We start from the raw sequence: 22,090 nt of genomic DNA, 5'->3' as shown, positions 1-22,090 counted from the left end.
TGAATCTACGCATCGTGCTTTCCGAAAATCGATTCCGATTTTTGGGCCGATGCGCTAGAGCATCCCGCTTTCAAGTGGATTCACTGAAAGCGGATAAGATGCTCTAGAATCAAAGTGCTAGAGCGTCCTTTGTGCGTTCACTTGAACGCACGGCGCTCTAGACAAGCTCGACGTCGACGACGCCGGGGGCCGAGCGCAGCGCCGCGGCGATCTCCGGCGAAATCCGGTATTTCTCGTTGAGCTCGACCTCGATCTCCCGCTGGCCGTTTTCCTTGATAACCACGAAGGAAACGAGACCGTCGCCCTTCGTGTTGAGATGGGAGGCGATGGAGCGCAGCGGACCGGCATCCCGCACAAAAACCCGCAGCGCCTTCTGCATCTGCAGCGATTCCTCCTCGAGAGATCGCAAAGTCTGGATGCGAAGGCCGATGCCTTCCGGCCGCTCCTCGGCGGCTACCGTCATCACCAGCGATTTCCCGGCCTCCAGGAGGTCGCGATACTGGTTCAGCATTTCCGAGAAGAGAACGGCCTCGAACTGGCCCGACGCATCGGAAAAGGCGACGATTCCCATCTTGTTGCCTGTGCGTGTCTTGCGCTCCTGCTTCGAAGTCACCGTTCCCGCCAGACGCCCGGCGGTCGCCCCCTGTTTCACGGCGGCGGCGAAATCGGCAAATGTCTGCACGCGCATCTTCGCCAACAGCTTGTTGTAGGTGTCGAGCGGGTGGGCCGAAAGATAGAAGCCGAGCACCTGGAACTCCCGGTGAAGCTTCTCGGACGCGAGCCAAGGCGTATAGGCCGGCAGCGCGATCCTCTCCGGTCCCGTGGCGGCACCGGCGCCGAACATGTCGCTCTGGCCGCTCATCTTGTTTTCCTGCGCACGCTGGGCAAAACCCAGGACCCGGTCGAGGCCGCCAATGAGTTCGGCCCGGTCGTAGCCGAAGCAATCGAAAGCGCCGGCGGAGATCAGGCTTTCGAAGACGCGCCTGTTCAGAAGCTTCGGGTCGATCCGGAGGCAGAAGTCCTCGAGGCTCGCAAAGGGCCGCTCGCCGCGAACGGCAACGACATGCTCAACGGCCGACTCGCCTACCCCTTTGATCGCCGCAAGCGAATAATAGATGCGGTTGTCGCCGGTCTCGAAAGGGCGGAAGGAGGTCTGCACCGACGGCGCGATCACTTCGATACCGAGGCGCATTGCGTCCTGCCGGAAATCGTTGATCTTTTCCGTGTTGGACATATCGAGCGTCATCGACGCGGCGAGGAACTCGACCGGATAATGCGCCTTCATGTAGGCGGTCTGGTAAGAGACGATGGCGTAGGCGGCCGCGTGCGACTTGTTGAAGCCGTAATTGGCGAATTTCGCAAGCAGGTCGAAGATCAGGTCGGCCTGGGGTTTCGACACCTCGTTCTTGACGGCGCCGTCGACAAAGCGGGCGCGCTGCTTGTCCATCTCCTCCTTGATCTTCTTGCCCATGGCGCGACGCAACAGATCGGCCTCGCCGAGCGAGTAGCCCGACAGCACCTGGGCGATCTGCATCACCTGCTCCTGGTAGACGATGACGCCCTGCGTCTCCTTCAGCAGGTAATCGATCTTCGGGTGAATCGACTCGATCTCTTCCTCGCCGTGCTTGCGGGCGTTGTAGACCGGGATGTTTTCCATCGGGCCCGGGCGGTAGAGCGCAACAAGGGCAATGATGTCCTCGATGCAGTCCGGGCGCATGCCGATCAGCGCCTTGCGCATGCCGGCGCTTTCGACCTGGAACACGCCGACCGTCTCGCCGCGGGAAAGCATCTCGTAGGTCTTCACGTCGTCCAGCGGAATGCTCGCAAGATCGATATGAATGCCGCGCTTGGCGACAAAATCGACCGCGGTCTTCAACACCGTCAGCGTTTTCAGGCCGAGGAAGTCGAATTTGACGAGGCCAGCCTGCTCCACCCATTTCATGTTGAACTGGGTGACCGGCATGTCCGAGCGCGGATCGCGGTACATCGGCACCAGCTTCGAGAGCGGCCGATCGCCGATGACGATGCCGGCGGCGTGCGTCGAGGCATGGCGGTAGAGGCCCTCGATCTTCTGGGCGATATCGAGAAGGCGGGCCACGACCGGCTCCTTCTCCGCCTCTTCCTGCAGCCGCGGCTCCTCCTCGATCGCTTTCGAAAGCGGCGTCGGATTGGCGGGGTTATTCGGTACCAGCTTGCAGATCTTGTCGACCTGACCATAGGGCATCTCGAGCACGCGGCCGACATCGCGCAGCGCCGCACGCGCCTGCAGCGATCCGAAGGTGATGATCTGCGCCACCTGCTCGCGCCCGTATTTGCCCTGAACGTAGCGGATGACCTCTTCACGCCGGTCCTGGCAGAAGTCGATATCGAAGTCCGGCATCGACACACGTTCCGGGTTGAGGAAGCGTTCGAACAGCAGCGAGAAACGCATCGGATCGACGTCGGTGATCGTCAGCGCATAGGCAACGAGCGATCCCGCACCGGAGCCGCGGCCCGGGCCGACGGGGATGTCATGCTGCTTGGCCCATTTGATGAAGTCGGAAACGATCAGGAAGTAGCCCGGAAACTTCATCCGTTCGATGACGCCGAGCTCGAACGCCAACCGCTCGCGATAATCCTCTTCCTTGTAGCCGGGCGCCATTCCGAGCTTCGCCAGGCGATGCTCCAGCCCCTCCTCCGCCTGTCGGCGAAGCTCCGCAGCTTCCGCACGCTCTGCTTCCTCCGGGTCTCCCGAAGCCCCGGTGAAACGCGGCAGGATCGGCCCGCGCGTCTTCAGCATAAAGGAGCAGCGCCGGGCGATCTCGATCGTGTTCTCCAGGGCTTCCGGGAGATCGGCGAAGAGCGCCGCCATCTGCTTGCGGCTCTTCAGATAATGGTCCGGGGTCAGCCGGAAACGGCTGTCGTCCGAAACCATTGCGTTGTGCGCGACCGCCATCAGAGCGTCGTGCGCGTCGTAGTCAGCCGGTGCGGGAAAGAACGCCTCGTTTGTCGCCACCAGCGGCACATCAAGGCGATAGGCGAGTTCGATCATACGGCTCTCGTGGCGCCGGTCATAATTGCCGTGCCGCTGAAGTTCCATATAGAGCCGGTCGCCGAAGAGCTCGATCAACGCCTTGAGGCGGGACTCGGCCACAGCCGATGAGCCCGCCTTCAATGCCATGTCGATCGGGCCGCTCGCCGCCCCCGTCAGCGCGATCAGACCATCCGTCCCGCCCTCGGCCAGCCATGACCGCGTTATTCGTGCTGCCTGGCTGCCCTCGCCGTCGAGATAGGCGCGGCTGACGAGGTCGACGAGCCGGACGTAACCAGTGTCGGTTGCGGCGATCAGCACGAGCGACGGCAGCTTCACAAGCTGATGATGATGACCGCGCCGTTCGGCTTCCGCCTCGTCTTCCATGTCGATCGACAACTGGCAGCCGATGATCGGCTGCAAGCCGTCATCCGCCGCCTTCTGCGAAAATTCGAGCGCAGCAAAGAGATTGTTGGTGTCGGCGATGCCAATAGCCGGCTGGTCATCCGCTACAGCCTTGCCGATGACTTTCTTCAGCGGCAGCGCACCCTCGAGCAGCGAGAAGGCCGAATGCACACGCAAGTGTACGAACTGCGGATCCGTCGCAGTTGCGCCCTGCCCAAGGCTCTCGTCATTCGCCATCGTTGCACTCCGATTCCCGTTCGGAGCAGAGGATATCCCGTTTCCGGTCCTTGATGTCCAGCGTAACGACCGGAACTGCCGTCTTTTTCAACATTGCATCCGGGAAGCGCTGATTCGGCGTGCCGGGGCCGAAGTGTCACAACCCCAGCGCAATCACCGAGATGCTGGCGATGAACAAGCTCATCGAGGCGAAGGCGGCGAGATCACGAACGAAATCAGTCATAACATGGCTCCTTTTCCGCTATTGTTTTTCTTTTGTTCTATTTTTGTTCCATAGTCAAGCAAGCCCGCATAAAAGATCCCGCAATTCAAAGCTCATGGTTAATACGCCACGGCAACAGCATCGGGGACCGCGAGTGTGAGCATGTGAGCCGGCCCGCATTGAATGCATCAGGTCGCCGCCACTCACCGATCGACGCGAAGCAAGGGCGTCAGATACGAGAGTTTGTTCTCTTTTTGTTCTTTACAAGCTGGCTGCGTTGCGGCATCTTCGCTGGCGAGAATGGGAGAACGCTGATGTTCAGCATCGAGGAACTCACCGACTTTATTGTCGAGGCGAAATCGAAGACCTATGTCGGCGACGGAGCTGCACTTCCCGCCTGCAGGCCCGGCTCGCGCGATATTGGGCACCAGCGCGGCGCGTGGCGTTATCTCGACAGCTATTTCGGCGGAACGGATTTTGCCGGCCAGGAAGCTGTCTGGCACGATGGCAACCCGCGCTGGGCGATGAATTATTTCGGCCGCATCACTCGTCCGGATTTGATCGATGCGCGACGGGCCGGCGCCGTCATCAAGGCGGCATTACGGACGATGTATAACGACAAGCGCCATTTCCTCGGCGGTATGGAATACCAGCACGCCTATGGTTGCTATATCGACAGCAGCCGCGGCGGCACCGATCACTTTTCCGGACGCGAGGTCATTTTCGTCGATGGCGAAGAAGCCTACGAGCTCGATTATCGCGGCGGACTCATCGTCCCCTGACGCTGCCGCGGCGCGCATCTTTTCAGACCCGCAAAGCGCGCCATAGCATTTCGAATCCGCGTAGGGCGGCGCCTTGAGGCTACTTCAGTTCGACGACCTTCCCGTCCTCGATCGTTACACGGCGGTCCATGAGGGAGGCGAGTTCATGGTTGTGCGTCGCAATTAGTGCCGCAAGTCCCGACTGGCGCGCCAGCGCCTCCATCGCCTCGAACACATAACCGGCGGTCTCGGGATCGAGATTGCCGGTCGGCTCATCGGCCAGGAGAACGAGCGGCGCATTGGCCACGCCGCGGGCGATGGCGACACGCTGCTGCTCGCCACCGGAGAGCTCGGCCGGCCGATGGCTGCCACGGTGGCCGATACGCATATAGTCGAGCAATGCGGCGGCTCTCTTCGCCGCTTCCGCCTTCGGAAGGCCGGCGATCAGTTGCGGCATCATGATGTTCTCCAGCGCCGAGAATTCCGGCAGGAGATGGTGGAACTGATAGACGAACCCGATCTCCTTGCGCCGGATCGCCGTGCGCCGGTCGTCGCTGAGCCCGTTGCAAGCCAATCCGTTCACGACGACCTCGCCTGCGTCGGGGTGCTCGAGCAGGCCGGCGACATGTAGGAGCGTCGACTTGCCGGTCCCGGAGGGCGCCACGAGCGCGACGGTCTCGCCGCTTCGCAGCGTGAAATCTACCCCCTTGAGGATCGGCAGGTAGGTCTCGCCCTCTCCGTAATGCCGCTCGATGCCAGAGAGCTGCAGTGCCACACGCGCATTCATTTTGCGTTCTTGTCCTTGTTATTCGTACCGCAGGGCCTGCACCGGATCGAGGCGCGACGCACGCCAGGCCGGGAAGATCGTGGCAAGGAAGGAAAGGGCGATTGCCATGACGACGACGGCGATCGTTTCGTCCGCATTCATATCGGCGGGAAGCTGGCTCAGGAAATAGAGCTCCGGATTGAAGAGCGTCGTCCCCGAAGCCCACGAGAAGAACTGGCGAATCGATTCGATATTGAGGCAGACGACGACGCCGAGGAGCACGCCGGCGATCGTGCCGGCAACCCCGATGGCGGCCCCGGTCATGAAGAAGATGCGCATCACCGATCCGGACGTCGCGCCCATCGTTCTGAGGATCGCAATGTCGCTGCCCTTGTCCTTCACCAGCATGATGAGACCGGAAATGATGTTCAAGGCCGCCACCAGCACGATCAGCGTCAGGATCATGAACATAACGTTGCGCTCGACCTCGAGCGCGGAGAAGAAGGTTTTGTTGCGATCGCGCCAGTCGGTGATGAAGATCTGCCGGCCGGCCGCATCTTCAATAGGCTTGCGCAAGGCATCGACCGCGTCCGGATGCTCGGCGAAAATTTCGATCGATTGGACGAGACCCTCGGCATTGAAGTAAAGCTGCGCCTCCTCGAGCGGCATGAAGACGATCGTTGCGTCATATTCCGACATGCCGATTTCGAAGATCGCCGAGACGGTATAGGCCTTGACACGCGGGTTCATGCCCATGGGTGTCACATCGCCATTCGGCGAGGTCAGCGTGATCGTGCCGCCGACACGGATCCCCAATTGTTCGGCCATGCGCGAACCGATTGCGACACCGCTGCCGGACGCAAAGCCGACCAAATCGCCGGACTGAATGTGCTCGGAGATGGATTTCAGCTTCGAGAGGTCGTCGGCACGGACCCCTCGAACGAGGGCGCCTGTCGACGCGTCACCGTAGCCCTGGGCGAGAACCTGTCCCTCGACCATCGGGATCGCCATGGTCACACCCGGTACGGCCGAAAACTTGTTGGCCAGCTCGGCATAGTTGGTCAGCGGGCCATCGAGCGGTTGCACGATGATATGACCGTTCATGCCGAGGATCCGGGAAATGAGTTCGGTGCGGAATCCGTTCATCACCGCCATGACGATGATCAGCGTCGCGACACCCAGCATGATGCCGATGAAGGAAAAGCCGGCGATCACCGAGATGAAGGCTTCCTTCCGTCGCGAGCGCAGATAGCGCCAGGCCACCATGCGCTCGAACGCGGAAAAGGGACGGCTGGAAGGCACCCCAGACTGAGCAGCAGCCTGCACCTGGTCTTCCGTCGCCGCGGCCATCATCGCTTCCTTCGTCCTTTATCTCGTCGCAGCCAGCTTGTTGATCGCGGCTTCGATCGTCATCATCTCGCGCTCGCCGGTCTTGCGGTCCTTGACCTCGACTTCGCCGTTCGCAACCGAACGCGGTCCGACGATGATCTGAACCGGAACACCAATAAGGTCGGCGGTCGCAAACTTCGCACCGGCGCGATCATCGGTATCGTCCAGAAGCACGTCGAATCCAGCCTTCCCGAGTCCCGAGTAGAGCGTGCCGCTGGCCGCATCGCAAGCGGCATCACCCGCTTTCATGTTGATGACGACGACATCGAACGGCGCGATCGACTTCGGCCAGATGATGCCGTTTTCGTCGTGCGACGCCTCGATGATCGCGGGCACGAGACGGGTCGGTCCGATCCCGTAGGAGCCCATGTGCACGGTGTGCTCCTTGCCGTCCGGTCCGAGTACCTTCGCGCCCATCGCTTCGGAATACTTTGTGCCGAAGTAGAAGATGTGGCCGACCTCAATGCCGCGCGCCGACAGGCGCTCGCCCTCGGGAACAGCGTCGAAGGCCGCCTCGTCATGCATTTCCGAGGTTGCCGCATAACGCGACGTCCACTTCTCGAAGATCGCCTTCAGGCCGGCGACGTCGTCAAAATTGGTATCCTCTCCCGGAATGTCGAAACCGAGGAAGTCCTTGTGGCAGAAGACTTCGGATTCACCAGTGTCGGCAAGGATGATGAACTCGTGGCTGAGATTGCCGCCGATCGGACCGGTATCGGCGCGCATCGGGATGGCACGCAGGCCCATGCGGGCGAAGGTGCGCAAATAGGCGGCAAACATCCGGTTATAGGCGTGCTCCGCCCCTTCGCGATCAAGATCGAAGGAATAGGCATCCTTCATCAGGAACTCGCGCGAGCGCATCGTGCCGAAACGCGGACGGATCTCGTCACGGAACTTCAACTGAATGTGATAGAGATTGAGCGGCAGGTCACGATAGGACTTCACGTAGGAGCGGAACACGTCCGTGATCATCTCCTCGTTCGTCGGGCCATAGAGCATCGGCCGGTCCTGCCGGTCCTTGATGCGCAGCATCTCCTTGCCATAGGCATCGTAGCGCCCGCTCTCCTGCCACAACTCCGCCGACTGCAGCGTCGGCATCAGGAGCTCGATCGCGCCGGAGCGGTTCTGCTCTTCGCGAATGATCGCGTTGACCTTGTCGAGCACGCGCTTGCCAAGCGGCAGCCATGTGTAGATGCCGGCAGATTGCTGGCGGACCATGCCCGTCCGCAGCATGAGGCGGTGGGAAACGATTTCCGCTTCCTTCGGATTTTCCTTCAAGATGGGCATGAAAAAGCGGGACAGGCGCATGACGGGTTCCAGAACTTGGTGGACTTCGCACTATCGGCGGATTCGGGCGAAATGACGTTGTGCTTCGGCGGCCGTCTTCGCCTGAGCAGGGAGAAGCGGCTTTGCCTTACGGAGATCGTACTCTTGATTTTCTCCCCCGACACGGCCGACGGAAAGCATTTCGAGCTCAGCGTTCATAACCGCTTCGCGCGCGGATGAAAACCCTGCCGTGGCCGGAAGAAAACCACATAATAGATGGCATTTGACAGGAAATGCTGAGCGTTAGCCTGCGTCAAAAGAGCACGGTAGTAACAGGACAAGGGCGGCTCCTGTCAACGGAAAAAAATTGCCCGACTGTAGCAAAAATGCAAAAAAAGCAGATGACAGCGCCCAATGTTTGAGCTAATTTCGGCTCACAAAACAGGCAAGAAGACCAAATTCTTGCCGAAATTCGCGGTCAAGTCTTGGGAGGATAAGATCTTAGGCGCGCTCGTTCGCTGCCGCCGGAAACGGATTGAAGATCACGCGAAACTTAAAAAACAAGGCTTTACGCCTTGTTTTTTTTTGCTTTTCGTGACCGTCCCCTTCACCGAAGCACTCTTAAAATATGTCAATTCTCTGGCTGTCAAGTTGAGAATTTCCCATTGACGCCGGGGCTCCGGCGGGAGCGCCGTCTGTGCCCCTCCGAACCACCAAAGATAATTGCCCGGCTACGAATTCGGCGATGGGCTTTTGCCCGGTGGCACGTTTTTTGCCCGACCGCCTGCTGCAACGTCCTTCGCGCGTCAGATTGGACGAGCGGCGCGGTAGGACGTGGCACCGTTCAGTAAAACTCCGGTGCGAACCGCGGGATGGAATCGATCCCGTATCCCAGTTTGACCGAAACGATGTACCAACCGAGATGAATGGCAGCAGCGATGACAGTCGTCAGCAGCACGACGCGCAATGCACGAAACCGCGCCGGAGCGCTTTCGACACTGCCAGGAACAATGTCGTTTTCCTCCGCTTGCGTCCGCACTCCGAGCGGCAGAACGGCAAAGAGCGTCAGCCACCAGATGATGAAGTAGATGGCAAGGGTCGAAAAAGCGGACATTGCGGATCTCGATTCATATCGCTGGATGGACCTACAGCGCCGCGCGTCCTATCAGACGCGCAAAGGAACGCTGCAGCACTTTAAATTGCTGCATGTCTTTACCCTCAAATCGGCTGCGATTTAAGGAAACATGCAGTGGCGCCGGCGCGCTTCCGCCGAAATTGCCGCAAGGCCATCGCGTCCGCCTTATAACGCCACTCGGCCCAACCGGCAAACAAGTGGGCCGCGCCCGACTGTCACACCTCTTCCAGTTCGATCAGGGTGCCCTGAAAGTCCTTGGGATGCAGGAAGAGGACCGGTTTGCCATGGGCGCCGATTTTCGGCGTTCCATCGCCGAGGACTCGCGCACCCGCCGCCTTCAACCGGTCGCGAGCCGCTATGATGTCTGTCACCTCATAACAAATGTGGTGCATGCCGCCGGCCGGGTTTTTCGCAAGGAAGGCGGCAATCGGGGATGCCTCGCCCAGGGGTTCCAGCAGTTCCACCTTGGTGTTCGGGAGCGTTACGAACACGACCGTGACACCGTGTTCGGGGAGCGCCTGCGGCTCGGTGATGTTTGCACCGAGCGTCGCACGATAACTTTCAGCTGCCGCCGCCAAATCCGGCACGGCGATCGCGACGTGATTTACCCTTCCCAGCATCGCATGCTCCCTTCCCAAAAAGACCAAGGCCGAGGGTTTACGTCGCGTCTTCCGGTGAGGAAATCAGACTTTTGTAACAAAGACCGTGACGAGCGGCTTCTTGCCCCACACCTGATTGGCGGTACTGCGCACCGCACGACGAACCGCTTCCTGCAACATAGCGAGATCCTTCCGCTTCGCCCGAGGGATGCTTTCCACGGCGCCGAGCACGGCATCGTAGAGCGTATCGCCCATGTCCTCGCCCTCGTCGTCGAATTCCGGAAGTCCAATCGGTACGACGACCGGATCGCCGAGGAAATCATAGCGGTTATCGAGCACGACATTGACGGAGACGTGGCCGGCAAAGGAGAGCTTGCGCCGCTCGCCGATGCCCATCTCATCGAAGTCGCCGATCAGCGTTCCGTCCTTGTAGATGCGACCGTGCGGCGCCTCGTCGATCACTTCCGCAGGGCCGGGCGCCAGGCGCAGGATTTCACCGTTGCGCAGCCGCGGTACGCTGGCGATCCCGGAATGCAGCGCCAGTTCGGCATGTGCCGTCAGGTGGGCTGCCTCGCCGTGGACGGGCACCACGATCTGGGGCTTGACCCACTGGTACATCTGCTGCAGCTCATTGCGCCGCGGGTGGCCGGAAACATGCACCAGCGCCTCGCTGTCGGTGATGATGTGAATGCCCTGCTCGATCAGACCATTCTTGATATCGTTGATCGCCTTCTCGTTGCCCGGAATGGTTCGTGAAGAGAAGACGATCGTGTCACCGGCGGAAAATGCCACATTGCGCATCTCATCCCGGGCGATCTTGGCGAGCGCTGCCCGCGGCTCTCCTTGGCTGCCGGTCAGGATCACGACGACCTTGTCGCGTGGAATATAGCCGAACTCGTCCTCCGCCAGGAACGGCTTCAGCCCTTCCATCAGGCCAAGGTCCCTCGCCACGTCGACGACGCGTTTCATGGAACTGCCGAGCAGCAGCACCTCCCTGCCCGCTGCCTCCGCCGCTTCGGCGACCGAGCGAATGCGGCCGACGTTGGAGGAGAACGTGGTGATGCCAACACGACCCTCGGCATCGGCGATGATCTTGGCGAGACTTTCGGAAACCTGCCGTTCGGAGGGCGAAACGCCGTCGCGAAGCGCATTGGTGGAGTCGCAGACGAGCGCCAACACGCCTTCCTCGCCGATCTGGCGGAAACGCGCCTCATCCGTGATCGGACCGAGCGACGGCTCGAGATCGATCTTCCAGTCGCCGGTGTGCACAACGGTGCCGAGCGGCGTCCGGATAACGAGCGACATCGGCTCGGGGATCGAATGGTTGACCCCGACCGCCTCGATGCTGAAGGGGCCGATATTGATCCGGTCTCCCTGCTTGAAGATCGTGATCGGAATTTCGCCACGGCTCTTTTCGAAATCGCGCTTCGCCTCAAGCATGCCGGCTGTAAAGGGCGAGGCATAGACCGGAACGTTGAGACCCGGCCAAAGGTCGTTCAGCGCACCGTAGTGGTCCTCATGCGCATGCGTGATGATGATCGCCTTCAGATTGCGGCGCTCCTCGGCGAGGAAGGCGATATCCGGCAAGACCAGTTCGACGCCAGGCAGTTCCGGGCCGGGAAAAGTCACGCCGCAATCGACCATGATCCACTGGCGGTTGCCCGGCCGGCCGTAGCCATAAAGGCCAAGGTTCATGCCGATTTCGCCGACGCCGCCGAGCGGCAAGAACACCAGTTCTTCTTCCTGCGCCATATCTTTGCGCGCCCCTATTCTTCAATCATCCAAAAAATACATCACCGGCGGCAATCGCCTGCTGTGTGCCGGCGCCCGTGTCGAGCAACAATCGGCCGTCCTGATCAATACCGGCAAAGCGGCCCGAAATCGACCGATCCGGCAGGTTGACGGTGATCGTCTCGCCGATCCCGCGCGCCGCCGAACGCCAAAGCTCAATGATCTTGGCGATGCCCGCGCTGCGATCCCAGAGCGAGAGCATCTCGGCCACGGCGAGAAAAAGGTGTGCAAACAGCTCTTCTGCCGACGCCGACGACCCTTCACGACGAAGAGACGTCGCTGGATAGAGCGCCCCCTCCGGCGCGACACCGACATTCACTCCGAAGCCGACGACCAGTGCCCGGCGGCCATCAGCAAGCTCTTCTCCTTCGAGAAGAATGCCGCATACCTTCTTGCCATCGACGAGGATGTCGTTCGGCCACTTGATCTCAACCGGCGCTGCGGCCGGCGGCATCACAGTCCGGATCGCCCGATGCGCTGCCACCGCGACGGCAAGAGGCAGGGAATGCAAGCGCGCGATCGGCGCCGGATCGATGAGAAGCAGCGATGCGTAGAGATTGCCGGGTTCGGAAACCCATGCGCGGCCTCGACGGCCGCGGCCTCCGGTCTGGCGCCCGGCAGTGATCCAGAGATTGCCCGCATCACCTTCGCGCGCCTTCGCCAGGCACTCACTGTTGGTCGAGACGGTCTCGGCGAGCGCGACGTGCCGGAAGTCGTCAGGCGAAATCCGGCCGCCGCCTTTCCGGCCGGTCAAAAGAAGGTCCGGGCCGCAGCTTCCGCGGCGCTTCCAAGCGGTCCGCCGATCAGCACGTATCCGATAACGAACAGACCGGAGAGGCCGAAGACAAGACGCAGCTCGCCGGCGGTGCGCGCGAACTCACCCGTGGCTTCATCGAACCACATCACCTTGATGACGCGCAGGTAATAATAGGCACCGACGACAGACGCGAGTACGCCGATGATCGCGAGTGCGTAGAGATGCGCCTCGATTGCGGCGACGAACACGAAATACTTCGCGAAGAAACCTGCAAGCGGCGGGATACCTGCCAGCGAGAACATCAGGACCGTGAGAACCGACGCCATAAACGGATTGGTCTGCGAGAGGCCGGCGAGGTCATCGATATTCTCGACGTACTCGCCTTCCTTGCGGCGCATGGCCAGAATGCAGGCGAAGGTGCCGAGCGTCATGATCATGTAGATCAGCATATAGAGGATCACACCACGCACCCCGGCCATCGAGCCGGCCGCAAGGCCGACCAGGGCATAGCCCATGTGACCGATCGAGGAATAGGCCATCAGCCGCTTGATGTTCCTCTGGCCGATTGCCGCGAAGGCACCGAGCAGCATGGAAGCAATCGAGATGAAGACGACGATCTGCTGCCAGTCCGCCACCACCGGTTCGAAGGCGTTGATGACGATGCGGACGAGGATCGACATCGCAGCCACCTTCGGCGCGGCTGCGAAGAAGGCGGTAACCGGGGTCGGTGCACCCTCATAGACGTCCGGCGTCCACATGTGGAAAGGAACTGCGGAAATCTTGAAGGCAAGGCCCGCGAGGATGAAGACCAGGCCGAAAACGAGGCCCAGCGAACGGCCTTCCGCCGTCAGTGCCGCGGCGATCTCGTCGAAGCCGGTATGGCCGGTGAAGCCGTAGACGAGCGACATGCCGTAAAGCAGCATGCCCGACGACAGAGCGCCGAGAACGAAGTATTTCAACCCGGCTTCGGTCGAACGGACGCTGTCACGATTGATCGCCGCCACGACGTAGAGCGCCAGCGACTGCAGTTCCAGCGACAGGTAGAGCGAGATCAGGTCGTTGGCGGAGATCATCAGCAGCATGCCGAGGGTCGCGAGCACCAACAGTACCGGAAACTCGAAGCGATCGATCTGCGCCGAACGGGCATGCCCGACCGTCATCACCATCGCCGTAATCGAGCCGATTAGCGCCAGGACCTTCATGAACCTGGCGAATGGATCGGAAAGGAAGGCGCCGCCATAGGCCTCACCCTCGCCCGTCTTCAGGACGAGCCACAGCCCGGCGATGATCAGCAGTGCGACGGCAAGTCCCGTTACCGTTGGCGTGGCCGACCTTTCGCTCGAAAAGACGCCAATCATCAACAGCACCATGGCGCCGGCCGCGAGGATCAGCTCGGGAACCGAGAGTTGCAGGCTTGCGAAGAGGGTTTCAGCAGTCATGTCCAGTCACGTCCTGTGGTCATTGCACCGAAAGCGCAACGTCTTGCGCTGCCTGCAGGGCTGCGGAGTAGTTGTTGACGAGCAGATCCACCGAGGCCGCGGTCGCATCGAAGACCGGCGCCGGATAGACACCGAAGAAGATCGTCAGGATCACCAGCGGATAGAGGATAAGCTTCTCACGTGCCGATAGATCGAGGAGCGCCTTCAGGCTTTCCTTTTCGAGCGCACCGAAAATCACCCGGCGATAGAGCCAGAGGGCATAGGCGGCCGAGAGAATGACGCCGCTGGTCGCGAAGAAGGCTACCCACGTATTGGCACGGAAGGCGCCCACGAGCGTCAGCACTTCGCCGACGAAGCCCGAGGTGCCGGGAAGTCCGACGTTCGCCATGGTGAAGACCATGAAAGCGACCGCATATTTCGGCATGTTGTTGACGAGGCCGCCATAGGCAGCGATCTCGCGGGTATGCAGCCGGTCATAGACGACGCCGACGCAAAGGAAGAGCGCGCCCGAGACGACGCCGTGCGACAGCATCTGGAAGATGGCGCCCTGCACGCCCTGCGTATTGGCGGCAAACGTGCCCATGGTCACATAGCCCATGTGCGCCACCGAGGAATAGGCGATCAGCTTCTTGATGTCGGTCTGCATCATCGCCACCAGCGAGGTGTAGATGATCGCGATGATCGACAGCGTGAACACAAACGGAGCGAAATAGTCCGAAGCGAGCGGGAACATCGGCAGCGAGAAACGCAGGAAGCCGTACCCGCCGAGCTTCAAGAGGATGCCGGCCAGAATGACCGAACCCGCGGTCGGCGCCTGAACGTGCGCGTCGGGAAGCCACGTGTGAACCGGCCACATCGGCATCTTCACCGCGAAAGAGGCGAAGAAGGCGAGCCACAGCCAAGTCTGCATCCCGCGCGGGAACTTGTAGGCCAGCAGTTCGGTGATGTCGGTCGTGCCCGCCTGCCAGTACATCGCCATGATGGCGAGCAGCATCAGCACCGAGCCAAGCAACGTGTAGAGGAAGAACTTGTAGCTCGCATAGACGCGATCCCTGCCGCCCCAGACGCCGATGATGATGAACATCGGAATGAGGCCTGCTTCGAAGAACACGTAGAAAAGCACGATATCGAGCGACACGAAGACACCGAGCATCAGCGTTTCCAGGATCAGAAACGCGATCATGTATTCCTTCAGTCGCTTCTCGATCGTGAGCCAGCTCGCCAGCACGCAGAACGGCATCAAGAGCGCGGTCAGCGGAACGAACAGCACGGAAATGCCATCGATGCCGAGGTGATAGGAGATCCCTGTGCCGAGCCATTCACGCTTCTCGATCATCTGGAAGCCGGGGTTCGACGGGTCGAACTGGTACCAGATGTAGAGCGACACGGCGAAGGTGAAGATCGTCGTCAGCAGCGATACGTTCAGGATGTTGCGGCGGCCGTAGACGCTGTCTTCCCTTGTCAGCAAGAGAAGCAGAACGCCGACCAGCGGCATGAAGGTGACCGCGGAAAGTACGGGCCAATCGGTCATCAGAAGGAACTCCCGAGCATCATCCATGTAACGAGCGCAGCGATGCCGATCAGCATGGCGAACGCGTAGTGATAAAGGTAACCGGTCTGCATCCGCACGACGCGATCGGTCACGTCGAGGACACGCGCCGCAACACCATTCGGTCCAAAGCCGTCGATCACCCGGCCGTCACCCTCCTTCCAGAGGAAGGTGCCGAGACGCTTCGCTGTGCGCACAAAGAGGAAATCGTAGAGCTCGTCGAAATACCACTTGTTGAGCAGGAACTGGTAGAGACCACGGTGCTGATTGGCGAGGTACTTCGGCGTCTCCGGCGAGCGGATGTACATGTACCAGGCGGTGTAGAGGCCGAGCGCCATCGCCACGAACGGGCTCCATTTCACCCAAAGCGGAACGTGGTGGTATTCCTCGAGAATTTCGTTTTCAGGCAGCGTGAAGAGAGAGCCCTGCCAGAACTCGACATAGTGGTGGCCGTAGAAATAATCGTGGAACAGGAAGCCTGCGACGAGCGCGCCGGCGGCCAGGATATAGAGCGGCACCAACATCACCTGCGGAGATTCATGGACGTGATGCATGACGTCCGAAGAAGCCCGCGGTCTGCCGTGGAAGGTCATGAAAGTCAGGCGCCACGAATAGAAGCTAGTAAACAGGGCGGCGATCACCAGAAGGATGAAGGCGAAGCTGGAGACGGCGCTATGCGAGGCGAAGGTCGACTCGATGATCGCGTCCTTCGAGAAGAAGCCGGCCGTACCGAAAACGGTGCCGGGGATGCCGACGCCCGTCAGCGCAATCGTGCCGATGAACATCATCCAGTAGGTGACCGGGATGTGCGTGCGCAAGCCGCCCATGTAGCGCATGTCCTGCTCGCCATCGACGGCGTGGATCACCGAACCGGCACCAAGGAACAGCAGCGCCTTGAAGAAAGCGTGCGTGAAGAGGTGGAAGATGGCAGCGCCATAGGCGCCGACGCCGAGAGCCACGAACATGTAGCCGAGCTGCGAGCAGGTCGAATAGGCGATGACGCGCTTGATGTCATTCTGCACAAGGCCGACGGTCGCGGCAAAGAAGGCCGTGATGGCGCCGATCAGCGTGACGACCGTCAACGCATCTGGCGAGAGTTCGAAGAGCGGCGACATGCGGGCGACGAGGAAGACACCGGCGGTGACCATGGTTGCGGCATGGATGAGGGCCGACACCGGCGTCGGGCCTTCCATGGCGTCCGGGAGCCAGGTGTGCAGCAGGAACTGTGCCGACTTGCCCATCGCGCCCATGAAGAGCAGCAGGCAGGCGGCCGTCACAGCATTCGCCTTGTCGAGCTGCATGCCGAAGAGCGTGACGACGGCTTCCCCCGCTTCGGCGCCTTCTGCCGGCAGGTAACTCTGCGCGGCGGCAAAGACGGTTTCGAGATTGATCGAACCGAAGAGCACGAAGACCAAGAAGATGCCGAGCGAGAAGCCGAAGTCGCCGACACGGTTGACGATGAAGGCTTTGATCGCCGCCGCGTTGGCGGAAGGCTTCTTGTACCAGAAGCCGATCAGCAGATAGGACGCAAGGCCCACGCCTTCCCAGCCGAAGAACATCTGCAAGAGGTTGTCCGACGTGATCAGCATCAGCATCGCAAAGGTGAAGAGCGACAGATAGGCGAAGAAGCGCGGCCGGTTCGGATCATGATGCATGTATCCGATCGAATAGACATGCACGAGCGACGAGACTGTGTTGACGACCACGAACATGACGGCCGTCAGGGTGTCGACCCGGAAGGCCCATTCGACATCCAATCCGCCGGACTGGATCCAGCGCAACACCGAGACCTTGATCATCTCCTCTTCGCCGAGCGCGATGTTGAAGAAAACGAGCCAGGACAGTGCGACCGCAACGAGCATCAGGCCGGTGGTCACATATTCGGATGCCTTGGCACCGATCTGCGTGCCGAGAAGACCAGCAACGAGAAAGCCGATCAGAGGCAGAAAGACGATTGCCTTGATAATGGTGTCCATAGCCCAATCAGCCCTTCATCATGTTGACGTCTTCGACGGCGATCGAGCCGCGGTTGCGATAGAAGACGACGAGAATTGCAAGCCCGATGGCCGCCTCGGCCGCCGCCACGGTTAGAATGAACAGCGCGAAGACCTGACCGGTGATGTCGTTGAGGAAGGCCGAGAAGGCCACCATATTGATGTTGACCGAGAGCAGAATGAGTTCCACCGACATCAGGATGATGATGACGTTCTTCCGGTTGAGAAAGATGCCGAAAACGCCGAGCGTGAACAGGATGGCGCTGACGGTCAGATAGTGGGAAATTCCGATTTCCATGTTGTAGTTCCTCGACCTCGCGTCCGGATTAGATGCCCTGCCCGGGCTTGACCGTGACCACCTCGACGGCGGTCTCGGGCGCGCGGGCAACTTGCCGCGGAATGCTCTGGCGCTTGATGTTCTCGCGGTGGCGCAGCGTCAGCACGATGGCGCCGATCATGGCGACGAGCAGCACGAGCCCCGCGATCTGGAAGAAGTAGATGTAATGCGTGTAGAGAACGTCGCCGAGCGCGGCCGTATTGGTCCGCTCGGCAACCGGCGGGATCGGCATCGCGATGCCCTTGGCGATTTCCGGCGAGAACGTCGCTCCGCCGACGACGATGATAAGTTCGGCCGCAAGGATCAACCCGATCAGCGCGCCGATCGGTGCATATTCAAGCACACCTGCGCGCAGTTCAGCGAAATCGATGTCGAGCATCATCACGACGAAAAGGAACAGAACCGCCACCGCGCCGACATAGACGACGAGCAGGATCATTGCCAGGAACTCGGCCCCCGTCAGCAGGAAGAGCCCCGCCGCGTTGAAGAAGGTCAGGATCAGGAACAGAACCGAGTAAACCGGGTTCTTAGCTGCAATGACCATGAATGCCGATGCCACCGCAATGAAGGCAAAGAGATAGAAAAAAAGAGCCTGCAGACCCATGATCGGTGCCTTTTTCGTCTTGCTCGGCGTGAAGGCGCCTGCCCCCACTCCACGGGCAAAGCCGGACACGGTCCGGCCAGCGCCCAATACCTGTTTCACATGCGCCGCTCTTCAAGCGGCGCGATGCAGCGTCACGCAGATAGCCTCAGCGGTAGGGCGAGTCCATCGCGATGTTGCGCGCGATTTCCCGTTCCCACCGGTCGCCGTTGGCGAGCAGCTTTTCCTTGTCGTAGTAAAGCTCTTCGCGCGTTTCGGTGGCGAATTCGAAGTTCGGTCCCTCGACGATGGCGTCGACCGGACAGGCTTCCTGGCAGAACCCGCAATAAATGCACTTCACCATGTCGATGTCGTAACGCACCGTGCGGCGCGTGCCGTCGTTACGGCGCGGGCCCGCCTCGATGGTGATTGCCTGGGCAGGACAGATCGCCTCGCACAGCTTGCAGGCGATGCAGCGCTCTTCCCCGTTCGGATAACGGCGAAGCGCATGTTCGCCGCGGAAACGCGGGCTGACTGGCCCCTTTTCGAAAGGATAGTTCAACGTCGCCTTCGGCCCGAAGAAATAGCGCATCGACAAAAAGAAAGCGCCGACGAACTCCTTGAGGAAAAGCGAACTGACGGCTTGCGAAAGACCGGCCATCATTTACCTCCAAACTTGCCGGCCTGGGAGCAGCCGGCGGTATGCAGCGAAGCTTTGAGCGGACATCAAGCCCACCCCATCAGCTTCAAAACGAATGCGACGATGACGACCATGGCGAGCGAGAGCGGAAGGAAGACCTTCCAGCCGAGGCGCATCAACTGGTCGTAGCGGTAACGCGGCACGAACGCCTTGACCATCGCGAACATGAAGAACACGAACGAGGCCTTCAGCACGAACCAGATGATGCCCGGGACCCAGTTCAGGAACCACACGTCGAGCGGGGGGAGCCAGCCGCCGAGAAACAGGATCGTCGTCAGCGCGCACATCAGGCAGATCGCCGCATATTCGCCGAGCATGAACATCATGTACGGGGTCGAGCCGTATTCGACCATGAAGCCGGCGACGAGTTCGGATTCGGCTTCGGGCAGATCGAACGGCGGACGGTTCGTCTCGGCAAGGGCCGAGATGAAGAACACGATGAACATCGGGAAGAGCGACAGCCAATGCCAGTCAAGGAAGGAAGCCGGCAGGCCGATCATCGTTCCGAGGCCGTCGGTCTGCGCAGTGACGATATCCGTCAGGTTGAGCGAGCCAACGCAAAGCAGAACCGTCACGATGACAAAGCCAATCGAGACTTCGTAGGACACCATCTGCGCGGCGGAACGCAAGGCGCCGAGGAAGGGATACTTCGAGTTCGACGCCCAGCCGCCCATGATGATGCCATAAACTTCGAGAGAAGATATGGCGAAGACGAAGAGGATGCCGACGTTGATGTTCGCGATCACCCAGTTCGCGTTGAGCGGAATGACCGCCCAGGCAGCAAGCGCAAGCGTCACCGAGACCAGTGGAGCAAGAAGGAAGACCGTCTTGTTCGCACCTGCCGGAATGACCGGCTCCTTGAAAACGAACTTCAGGAGGTCGGCGAAGGACTGAAACAATCCCCACGGACCGACGACATTCGGACCACGGCGCAGCTGCACGGCCGCCCAGATCTTGCGGTCGGCCAGCAGAATGTAAGCGATGAAGAGCAGCAGCGCGACCAGCAGCAGCAGCGACTGGGCGACCATGATGATCGCAGGCCAGACATAGGTCGAAACGAAAGCGTCCATGATATTCTATTCCCTCGCGCTCATTCCGCCGCAGCTTTGAAATTGTTGCGTGCCAAAGCCGAGCATTCGGCCATAACGGCGGATGCGCGCGCTATCGGGTTCGTCAAATAGAAGTCTTTGACCGGAGACGCAAACGAGGATTTCGCCATCTCACCTGCTTTTTGCGCGAGTGCGGCAATTTCATCGCTGTCGCCGGCCGCGATCGCATCGATTTCCGCGAAATGGGGATGCGCGGCGTAGAGCTTCGCGCGCAATTCGCCAAGCGAATCAAAGGGCAACTTCCGGCCGAGCACATCGGATAGCGCGCGGATGATGGCCCAGTCTTCGCGTGCGTCGCCCGGGGCGAAGCCCGCGCGGTTACCAACCTGTACCCGGCCTTCGGTGTTCACCCAGGTCCCGGATTTCTCCGTGTAGGTCGCGCCCGGTAGAATGACATCGGCCGCATGTGCGCCGTTGTCGCCGTGCGAACCAATATAGACGGTGAAGCCGGCCTTGCGCTTCGAAAGATCAATCTCATCCGCGCCAAGCAGGAAAAGTACGTCGGCGCTGCCGACCGTTTCGGCCGCCGCCTTGCCGCCCTTGCCGGGGACGAAGCCAAGATCGAGACCGCCGACGCGCGAGGCTGCGGTGTGAAGCACGGCAAAGCCGTTCCAGTCCGCGCCGACTGCGCCAACCGCGACCGCCAGTTTTGCCGCGTTGGCGAGGACGGCTGCGCCGCCCTCCCCTGCCAGCGCGCCCTGGCCGATGATGATCAGCGGCCGCTCAGCCTTCTTCAAGGTCGCGAAGAACTTGGCCTTGCCGGAAAGGAGGTCGGCAAGCGTTTCGCTGCCCGCGCCGAGATATTCGTATTCGTACCGCAACTCGCTCTGTTCGCCGATCGCGGCGATCGGGAAATTGCCCATGCGGTAGCGCTTGCGGATACGCGCATTGAGCACCGACGCTTCGAAGCGCGGATTGGAGCCGATGATAAGCAGCGCATCGGCGTTTTCAATACCCTGGATCGTCGGATTGAAGATGTAGCTGGCGCGGCCGAGCGACGGGTCGAGCGCGGCACCATCCTGTCGGCAGTCGACATTCTCAGAGCCGAGCGACGCGACGAGCTCCTTCAGAGCGTACATTTCCTCGACGGAAGCGAGGTCGCCGGCAATCGCGCCGATCTTGTCGCCCGAAGTGTTGGCGACGGCAGCCTTGATCGCCTGGAACGCATCGCTCCAGCTTGCAGGCTGAAGACGGCCATCCTTCTTGACGTAGGGACGGTCGAGACGCTGCGTCTTCAGGCCATCCCAGATGAAGCGGGTCTTGTCGGAGATCCACTCCTCGTTGATGTCCTCGTTGACGCGCGGCATGATGCGCATCACTTCGCGGCCGCGCGTGTCGACGCGGATCGCCGAGCCAAGCGCGTCCATGACGTCGATCGACTCGGTCTTGTTCAGTTCCCAGGGACGGGCCGTGAAGGCGAAGGGCTTCGAGGTCAGGGCGCCGACCGGGCAGAGGTCGACGACATTGCCCTGCAGTTCGGAGGTCATCGCCTGTTCGAGATAGGTGGTGATCTCGGCGTCCTCGCCGCGGCCGATGAGGCCAAGCTCGGCAATGCCGGCGACTTCCGTCGTGAAGCGGACGCAGCGCGTGCAGTGGATGCAACGGTTCATCACCGTCTTCACCAGCGGGCCGATGTACTTGTCCTCGACCGCGCGCTTGTTTTCCTGGTAGCGCGACGAATCGATGCCGAAGGCCATGGCCTGGTCCTGCAGGTCGCACTCACCGCCCTGATCGCAGATCGGGCAGTCGAGCGGATGGTTGATCAGCAGGAATTCCATGACGCCTTCGCGCGCCTTCTTGACCATCGGCGTGGTCGTGAAGACTTCCGGCACCTCGCCATTCGGGCCGGGGCGCAGATCGCGCACACCCATCGCGCAGGAGGCTGCCGGCTTCGGCGGTCCGCCCTTCACTTCGACCAGACACATGCGGCAGTTGCCGGCGACCGAAAGCCGCTCGTGGAAACAGAAGCGCGGAACCTCGGCGCCGGCCTCTTCACACGCCTGCAGCAGGGTGAAATGATCCGGGACCTCGATCTCTTTTCCGTCGACTTTCAGCTTTGCCATC

The 22,090-nt window shown here is 60.8% G+C and carries 17 protein-coding genes; 1 reads left to right on the top strand and 16 read right to left on the bottom strand.

Annotation, left to right across the window (positions count from 1 at the left end; genetic code table 11):
* Nucleotides 1–157: 157 nt before the first annotated feature.
* Nucleotides 158–3,652, bottom strand: a complete 3,495-nt coding sequence (dnaE, locus tag RB548_RS05595; protein ID WP_331374017.1) for a DNA polymerase III subunit alpha — start codon at nt 3,650–3,652, stop codon at nt 158–160.
* A 516-nt stretch (nt 3,653–4,168) separates the two neighbouring features.
* Here dnaE and RB548_RS05590 point away from each other — a divergent pair.
* Entirely contained in the window at nt 4,169–4,636 is a 468-nt protein-coding gene (locus RB548_RS05590; protein ID WP_331374016.1) for a DUF5680 domain-containing protein, read from the top strand.
* 79 nt (nt 4,637–4,715) lie between these two features.
* On the opposite strand, the gene RB548_RS05585 is transcribed toward RB548_RS05590, so the two are convergent.
* The 15 genes from RB548_RS05585 to nuoG all read right to left on the bottom strand — a co-directional run bounded on the left by RB548_RS05585 (nt 4,716) and on the right by nuoG (nt 22,089).
* Nucleotides 4,716–5,402, bottom strand: a complete 687-nt coding sequence (locus RB548_RS05585; protein WP_331374015.1) for an ABC transporter ATP-binding protein — start codon at nt 5,400–5,402, stop codon at nt 4,716–4,718.
* Nucleotides 5,403–5,420: 18 nt separating this feature from the next.
* Nucleotides 5,421–6,734 carry a lipoprotein-releasing ABC transporter permease subunit gene (locus RB548_RS05580; RefSeq protein ID WP_331374014.1) on the bottom strand — a complete coding sequence of 438 codons (1,314 nt, stop codon included), beginning with the start codon at nt 6,732–6,734 and terminating at the stop codon, nt 5,421–5,423.
* Nucleotides 6,735–6,749: 15 nt separating this feature from the next.
* Complete coding sequence (proS, locus tag RB548_RS05575) at nt 6,750–8,078, bottom strand: proline--tRNA ligase (RefSeq protein ID WP_331374013.1); 1,329 nt, start codon at nt 8,076–8,078, stop codon at nt 6,750–6,752.
* Between the two features lie 802 nt (nt 8,079–8,880).
* Nucleotides 8,881–9,150, bottom strand: coding sequence for a DUF1467 family protein (locus RB548_RS05570; RefSeq protein ID WP_331374012.1), 270 nt, complete (start codon nt 9,148–9,150; stop codon nt 8,881–8,883).
* 236 nt (nt 9,151–9,386) lie between these two features.
* The gene (mce, locus tag RB548_RS05565) at nt 9,387–9,791 is read right to left on the bottom strand and encodes a methylmalonyl-CoA epimerase (RefSeq protein ID WP_331374011.1); all 405 of its coding nucleotides are present in this window, start codon (nt 9,789–9,791) and stop codon (nt 9,387–9,389) included.
* Between the two features lie 63 nt (nt 9,792–9,854).
* On the bottom strand, nt 9,855–11,522 hold the full coding sequence (locus RB548_RS05560) for a ribonuclease J (RefSeq protein ID WP_331374010.1): 1,668 nt from the start codon (nt 11,520–11,522) through the stop codon (nt 9,855–9,857).
* A 25-nt stretch (nt 11,523–11,547) separates the two neighbouring features.
* Complete coding sequence (locus RB548_RS05555; RefSeq protein ID WP_331374009.1) at nt 11,548–12,315, bottom strand: biotin--[acetyl-CoA-carboxylase] ligase; 768 nt, start codon at nt 12,313–12,315, stop codon at nt 11,548–11,550.
* Complete coding sequence (gene nuoN / locus RB548_RS05550; protein ID WP_331374008.1) at nt 12,312–13,757, bottom strand: NADH-quinone oxidoreductase subunit NuoN; 1,446 nt, start codon at nt 13,755–13,757, stop codon at nt 12,312–12,314. Before nuoN ends, RB548_RS05555 begins: the two co-directional genes overlap by 4 nt.
* 19 nt (nt 13,758–13,776) lie before the next feature.
* Nucleotides 13,777–15,288 (bottom strand): NADH-quinone oxidoreductase subunit M, encoded by a 1,512-nt coding sequence (locus tag RB548_RS05545; RefSeq protein WP_331374007.1) that lies wholly within the window; start codon nt 15,286–15,288, stop codon nt 13,777–13,779.
* Nucleotides 15,288–17,282 (bottom strand): NADH-quinone oxidoreductase subunit L, encoded by a 1,995-nt coding sequence (nuoL, locus tag RB548_RS05540; protein WP_331374006.1) that lies wholly within the window; start codon nt 17,280–17,282, stop codon nt 15,288–15,290. The genes RB548_RS05545 and nuoL overlap by 1 nt, the downstream gene beginning before the upstream one ends.
* A 7-nt stretch (nt 17,283–17,289) precedes the next feature.
* Nucleotides 17,290–17,598 carry an NADH-quinone oxidoreductase subunit NuoK gene (gene nuoK, locus RB548_RS05535; RefSeq protein ID WP_180940777.1) on the bottom strand — a complete coding sequence of 103 codons (309 nt, stop codon included), beginning with the start codon at nt 17,596–17,598 and terminating at the stop codon, nt 17,290–17,292.
* Between the two features lie 28 nt (nt 17,599–17,626).
* Nucleotides 17,627–18,241, bottom strand: a complete 615-nt coding sequence (locus RB548_RS05530) for an NADH-quinone oxidoreductase subunit J (protein WP_331374893.1) — start codon at nt 18,239–18,241, stop codon at nt 17,627–17,629.
* A 145-nt stretch (nt 18,242–18,386) separates the two neighbouring features.
* The gene (gene nuoI / locus RB548_RS05525) at nt 18,387–18,878 is read right to left on the bottom strand and encodes an NADH-quinone oxidoreductase subunit NuoI (RefSeq protein WP_331374005.1); all 492 of its coding nucleotides are present in this window, start codon (nt 18,876–18,878) and stop codon (nt 18,387–18,389) included.
* Between the two features lie 65 nt (nt 18,879–18,943).
* The gene (gene nuoH / locus RB548_RS05520) at nt 18,944–19,987 is read right to left on the bottom strand and encodes an NADH-quinone oxidoreductase subunit NuoH (protein ID WP_331374004.1); all 1,044 of its coding nucleotides are present in this window, start codon (nt 19,985–19,987) and stop codon (nt 18,944–18,946) included.
* A gap of 20 nt (nt 19,988–20,007) precedes the next feature.
* Nucleotides 20,008–22,089 carry an NADH-quinone oxidoreductase subunit NuoG gene (gene nuoG / locus RB548_RS05515; protein ID WP_331374003.1) on the bottom strand — a complete coding sequence of 694 codons (2,082 nt, stop codon included), beginning with the start codon at nt 22,087–22,089 and terminating at the stop codon, nt 20,008–20,010.
* Between the last annotated feature and the right edge of the window lies 1 nt (nt 22,090).

It is taken from the genome of Sinorhizobium chiapasense, from assembly GCF_036488675.1.
Lineage (GTDB): Bacteria > Pseudomonadota > Alphaproteobacteria > Rhizobiales > Rhizobiaceae > Sinorhizobium > Sinorhizobium chiapasense.
Note: the sequence above shows the minus strand (reverse complement) of the source record. Positions and strands in the feature narration are given on the sequence as shown.

Coding starts and splice junctions, on each gene's coding strand:
- dnaE (WP_331374017.1), bottom strand. CDS start 3,652: ATGGCGAATGACGAGAGCCTTGGGCAGGGCGCAACTGCGACGGATCCG.
- RB548_RS05590 (WP_331374016.1), top strand. CDS start 4,169: ATGTTCAGCATCGAGGAACTCACCGACTTTATTGTCGAGGCGAAATCG.
- RB548_RS05585 (WP_331374015.1), bottom strand. CDS start 5,402: ATGAATGCGCGTGTGGCACTGCAGCTCTCTGGCATCGAGCGGCATTAC.
- RB548_RS05580 (WP_331374014.1), bottom strand. CDS start 6,734: ATGATGGCCGCGGCGACGGAAGACCAGGTGCAGGCTGCTGCTCAGTCT.
- proS (WP_331374013.1), bottom strand. CDS start 8,078: ATGCGCCTGTCCCGCTTTTTCATGCCCATCTTGAAGGAAAATCCGAAG.
- RB548_RS05570 (WP_331374012.1), bottom strand. CDS start 9,150: ATGTCCGCTTTTTCGACCCTTGCCATCTACTTCATCATCTGGTGGCTG.
- mce (WP_331374011.1), bottom strand. CDS start 9,791: ATGCTGGGAAGGGTAAATCACGTCGCGATCGCCGTGCCGGATTTGGCG.
- RB548_RS05560 (WP_331374010.1), bottom strand. CDS start 11,522: ATGGCGCAGGAAGAAGAACTGGTGTTCTTGCCGCTCGGCGGCGTCGGC.
- nuoN (WP_331374008.1), bottom strand. CDS start 13,757: ATGACTGCTGAAACCCTCTTCGCAAGCCTGCAACTCTCGGTTCCCGAG.
- RB548_RS05545 (WP_331374007.1), bottom strand. CDS start 15,288: ATGACCGATTGGCCCGTACTTTCCGCGGTCACCTTCATGCCGCTGGTC.
- nuoL (WP_331374006.1), bottom strand. CDS start 17,282: ATGGACACCATTATCAAGGCAATCGTCTTTCTGCCTCTGATCGGCTTT.
- nuoK (WP_180940777.1), bottom strand. CDS start 17,598: ATGGAAATCGGAATTTCCCACTATCTGACCGTCAGCGCCATCCTGTTC.
- RB548_RS05530 (WP_331374893.1), bottom strand. CDS start 18,241: ATGGGTCTGCAGGCTCTTTTTTTCTATCTCTTTGCCTTCATTGCGGTG.
- nuoI (WP_331374005.1), bottom strand. CDS start 18,878: ATGGCCGGTCTTTCGCAAGCCGTCAGTTCGCTTTTCCTCAAGGAGTTC.
- nuoH (WP_331374004.1), bottom strand. CDS start 19,987: ATGGACGCTTTCGTTTCGACCTATGTCTGGCCTGCGATCATCATGGTC.
- nuoG (WP_331374003.1), bottom strand. CDS start 22,089: ATGGCAAAGCTGAAAGTCGACGGAAAAGAGATCGAGGTCCCGGATCAT.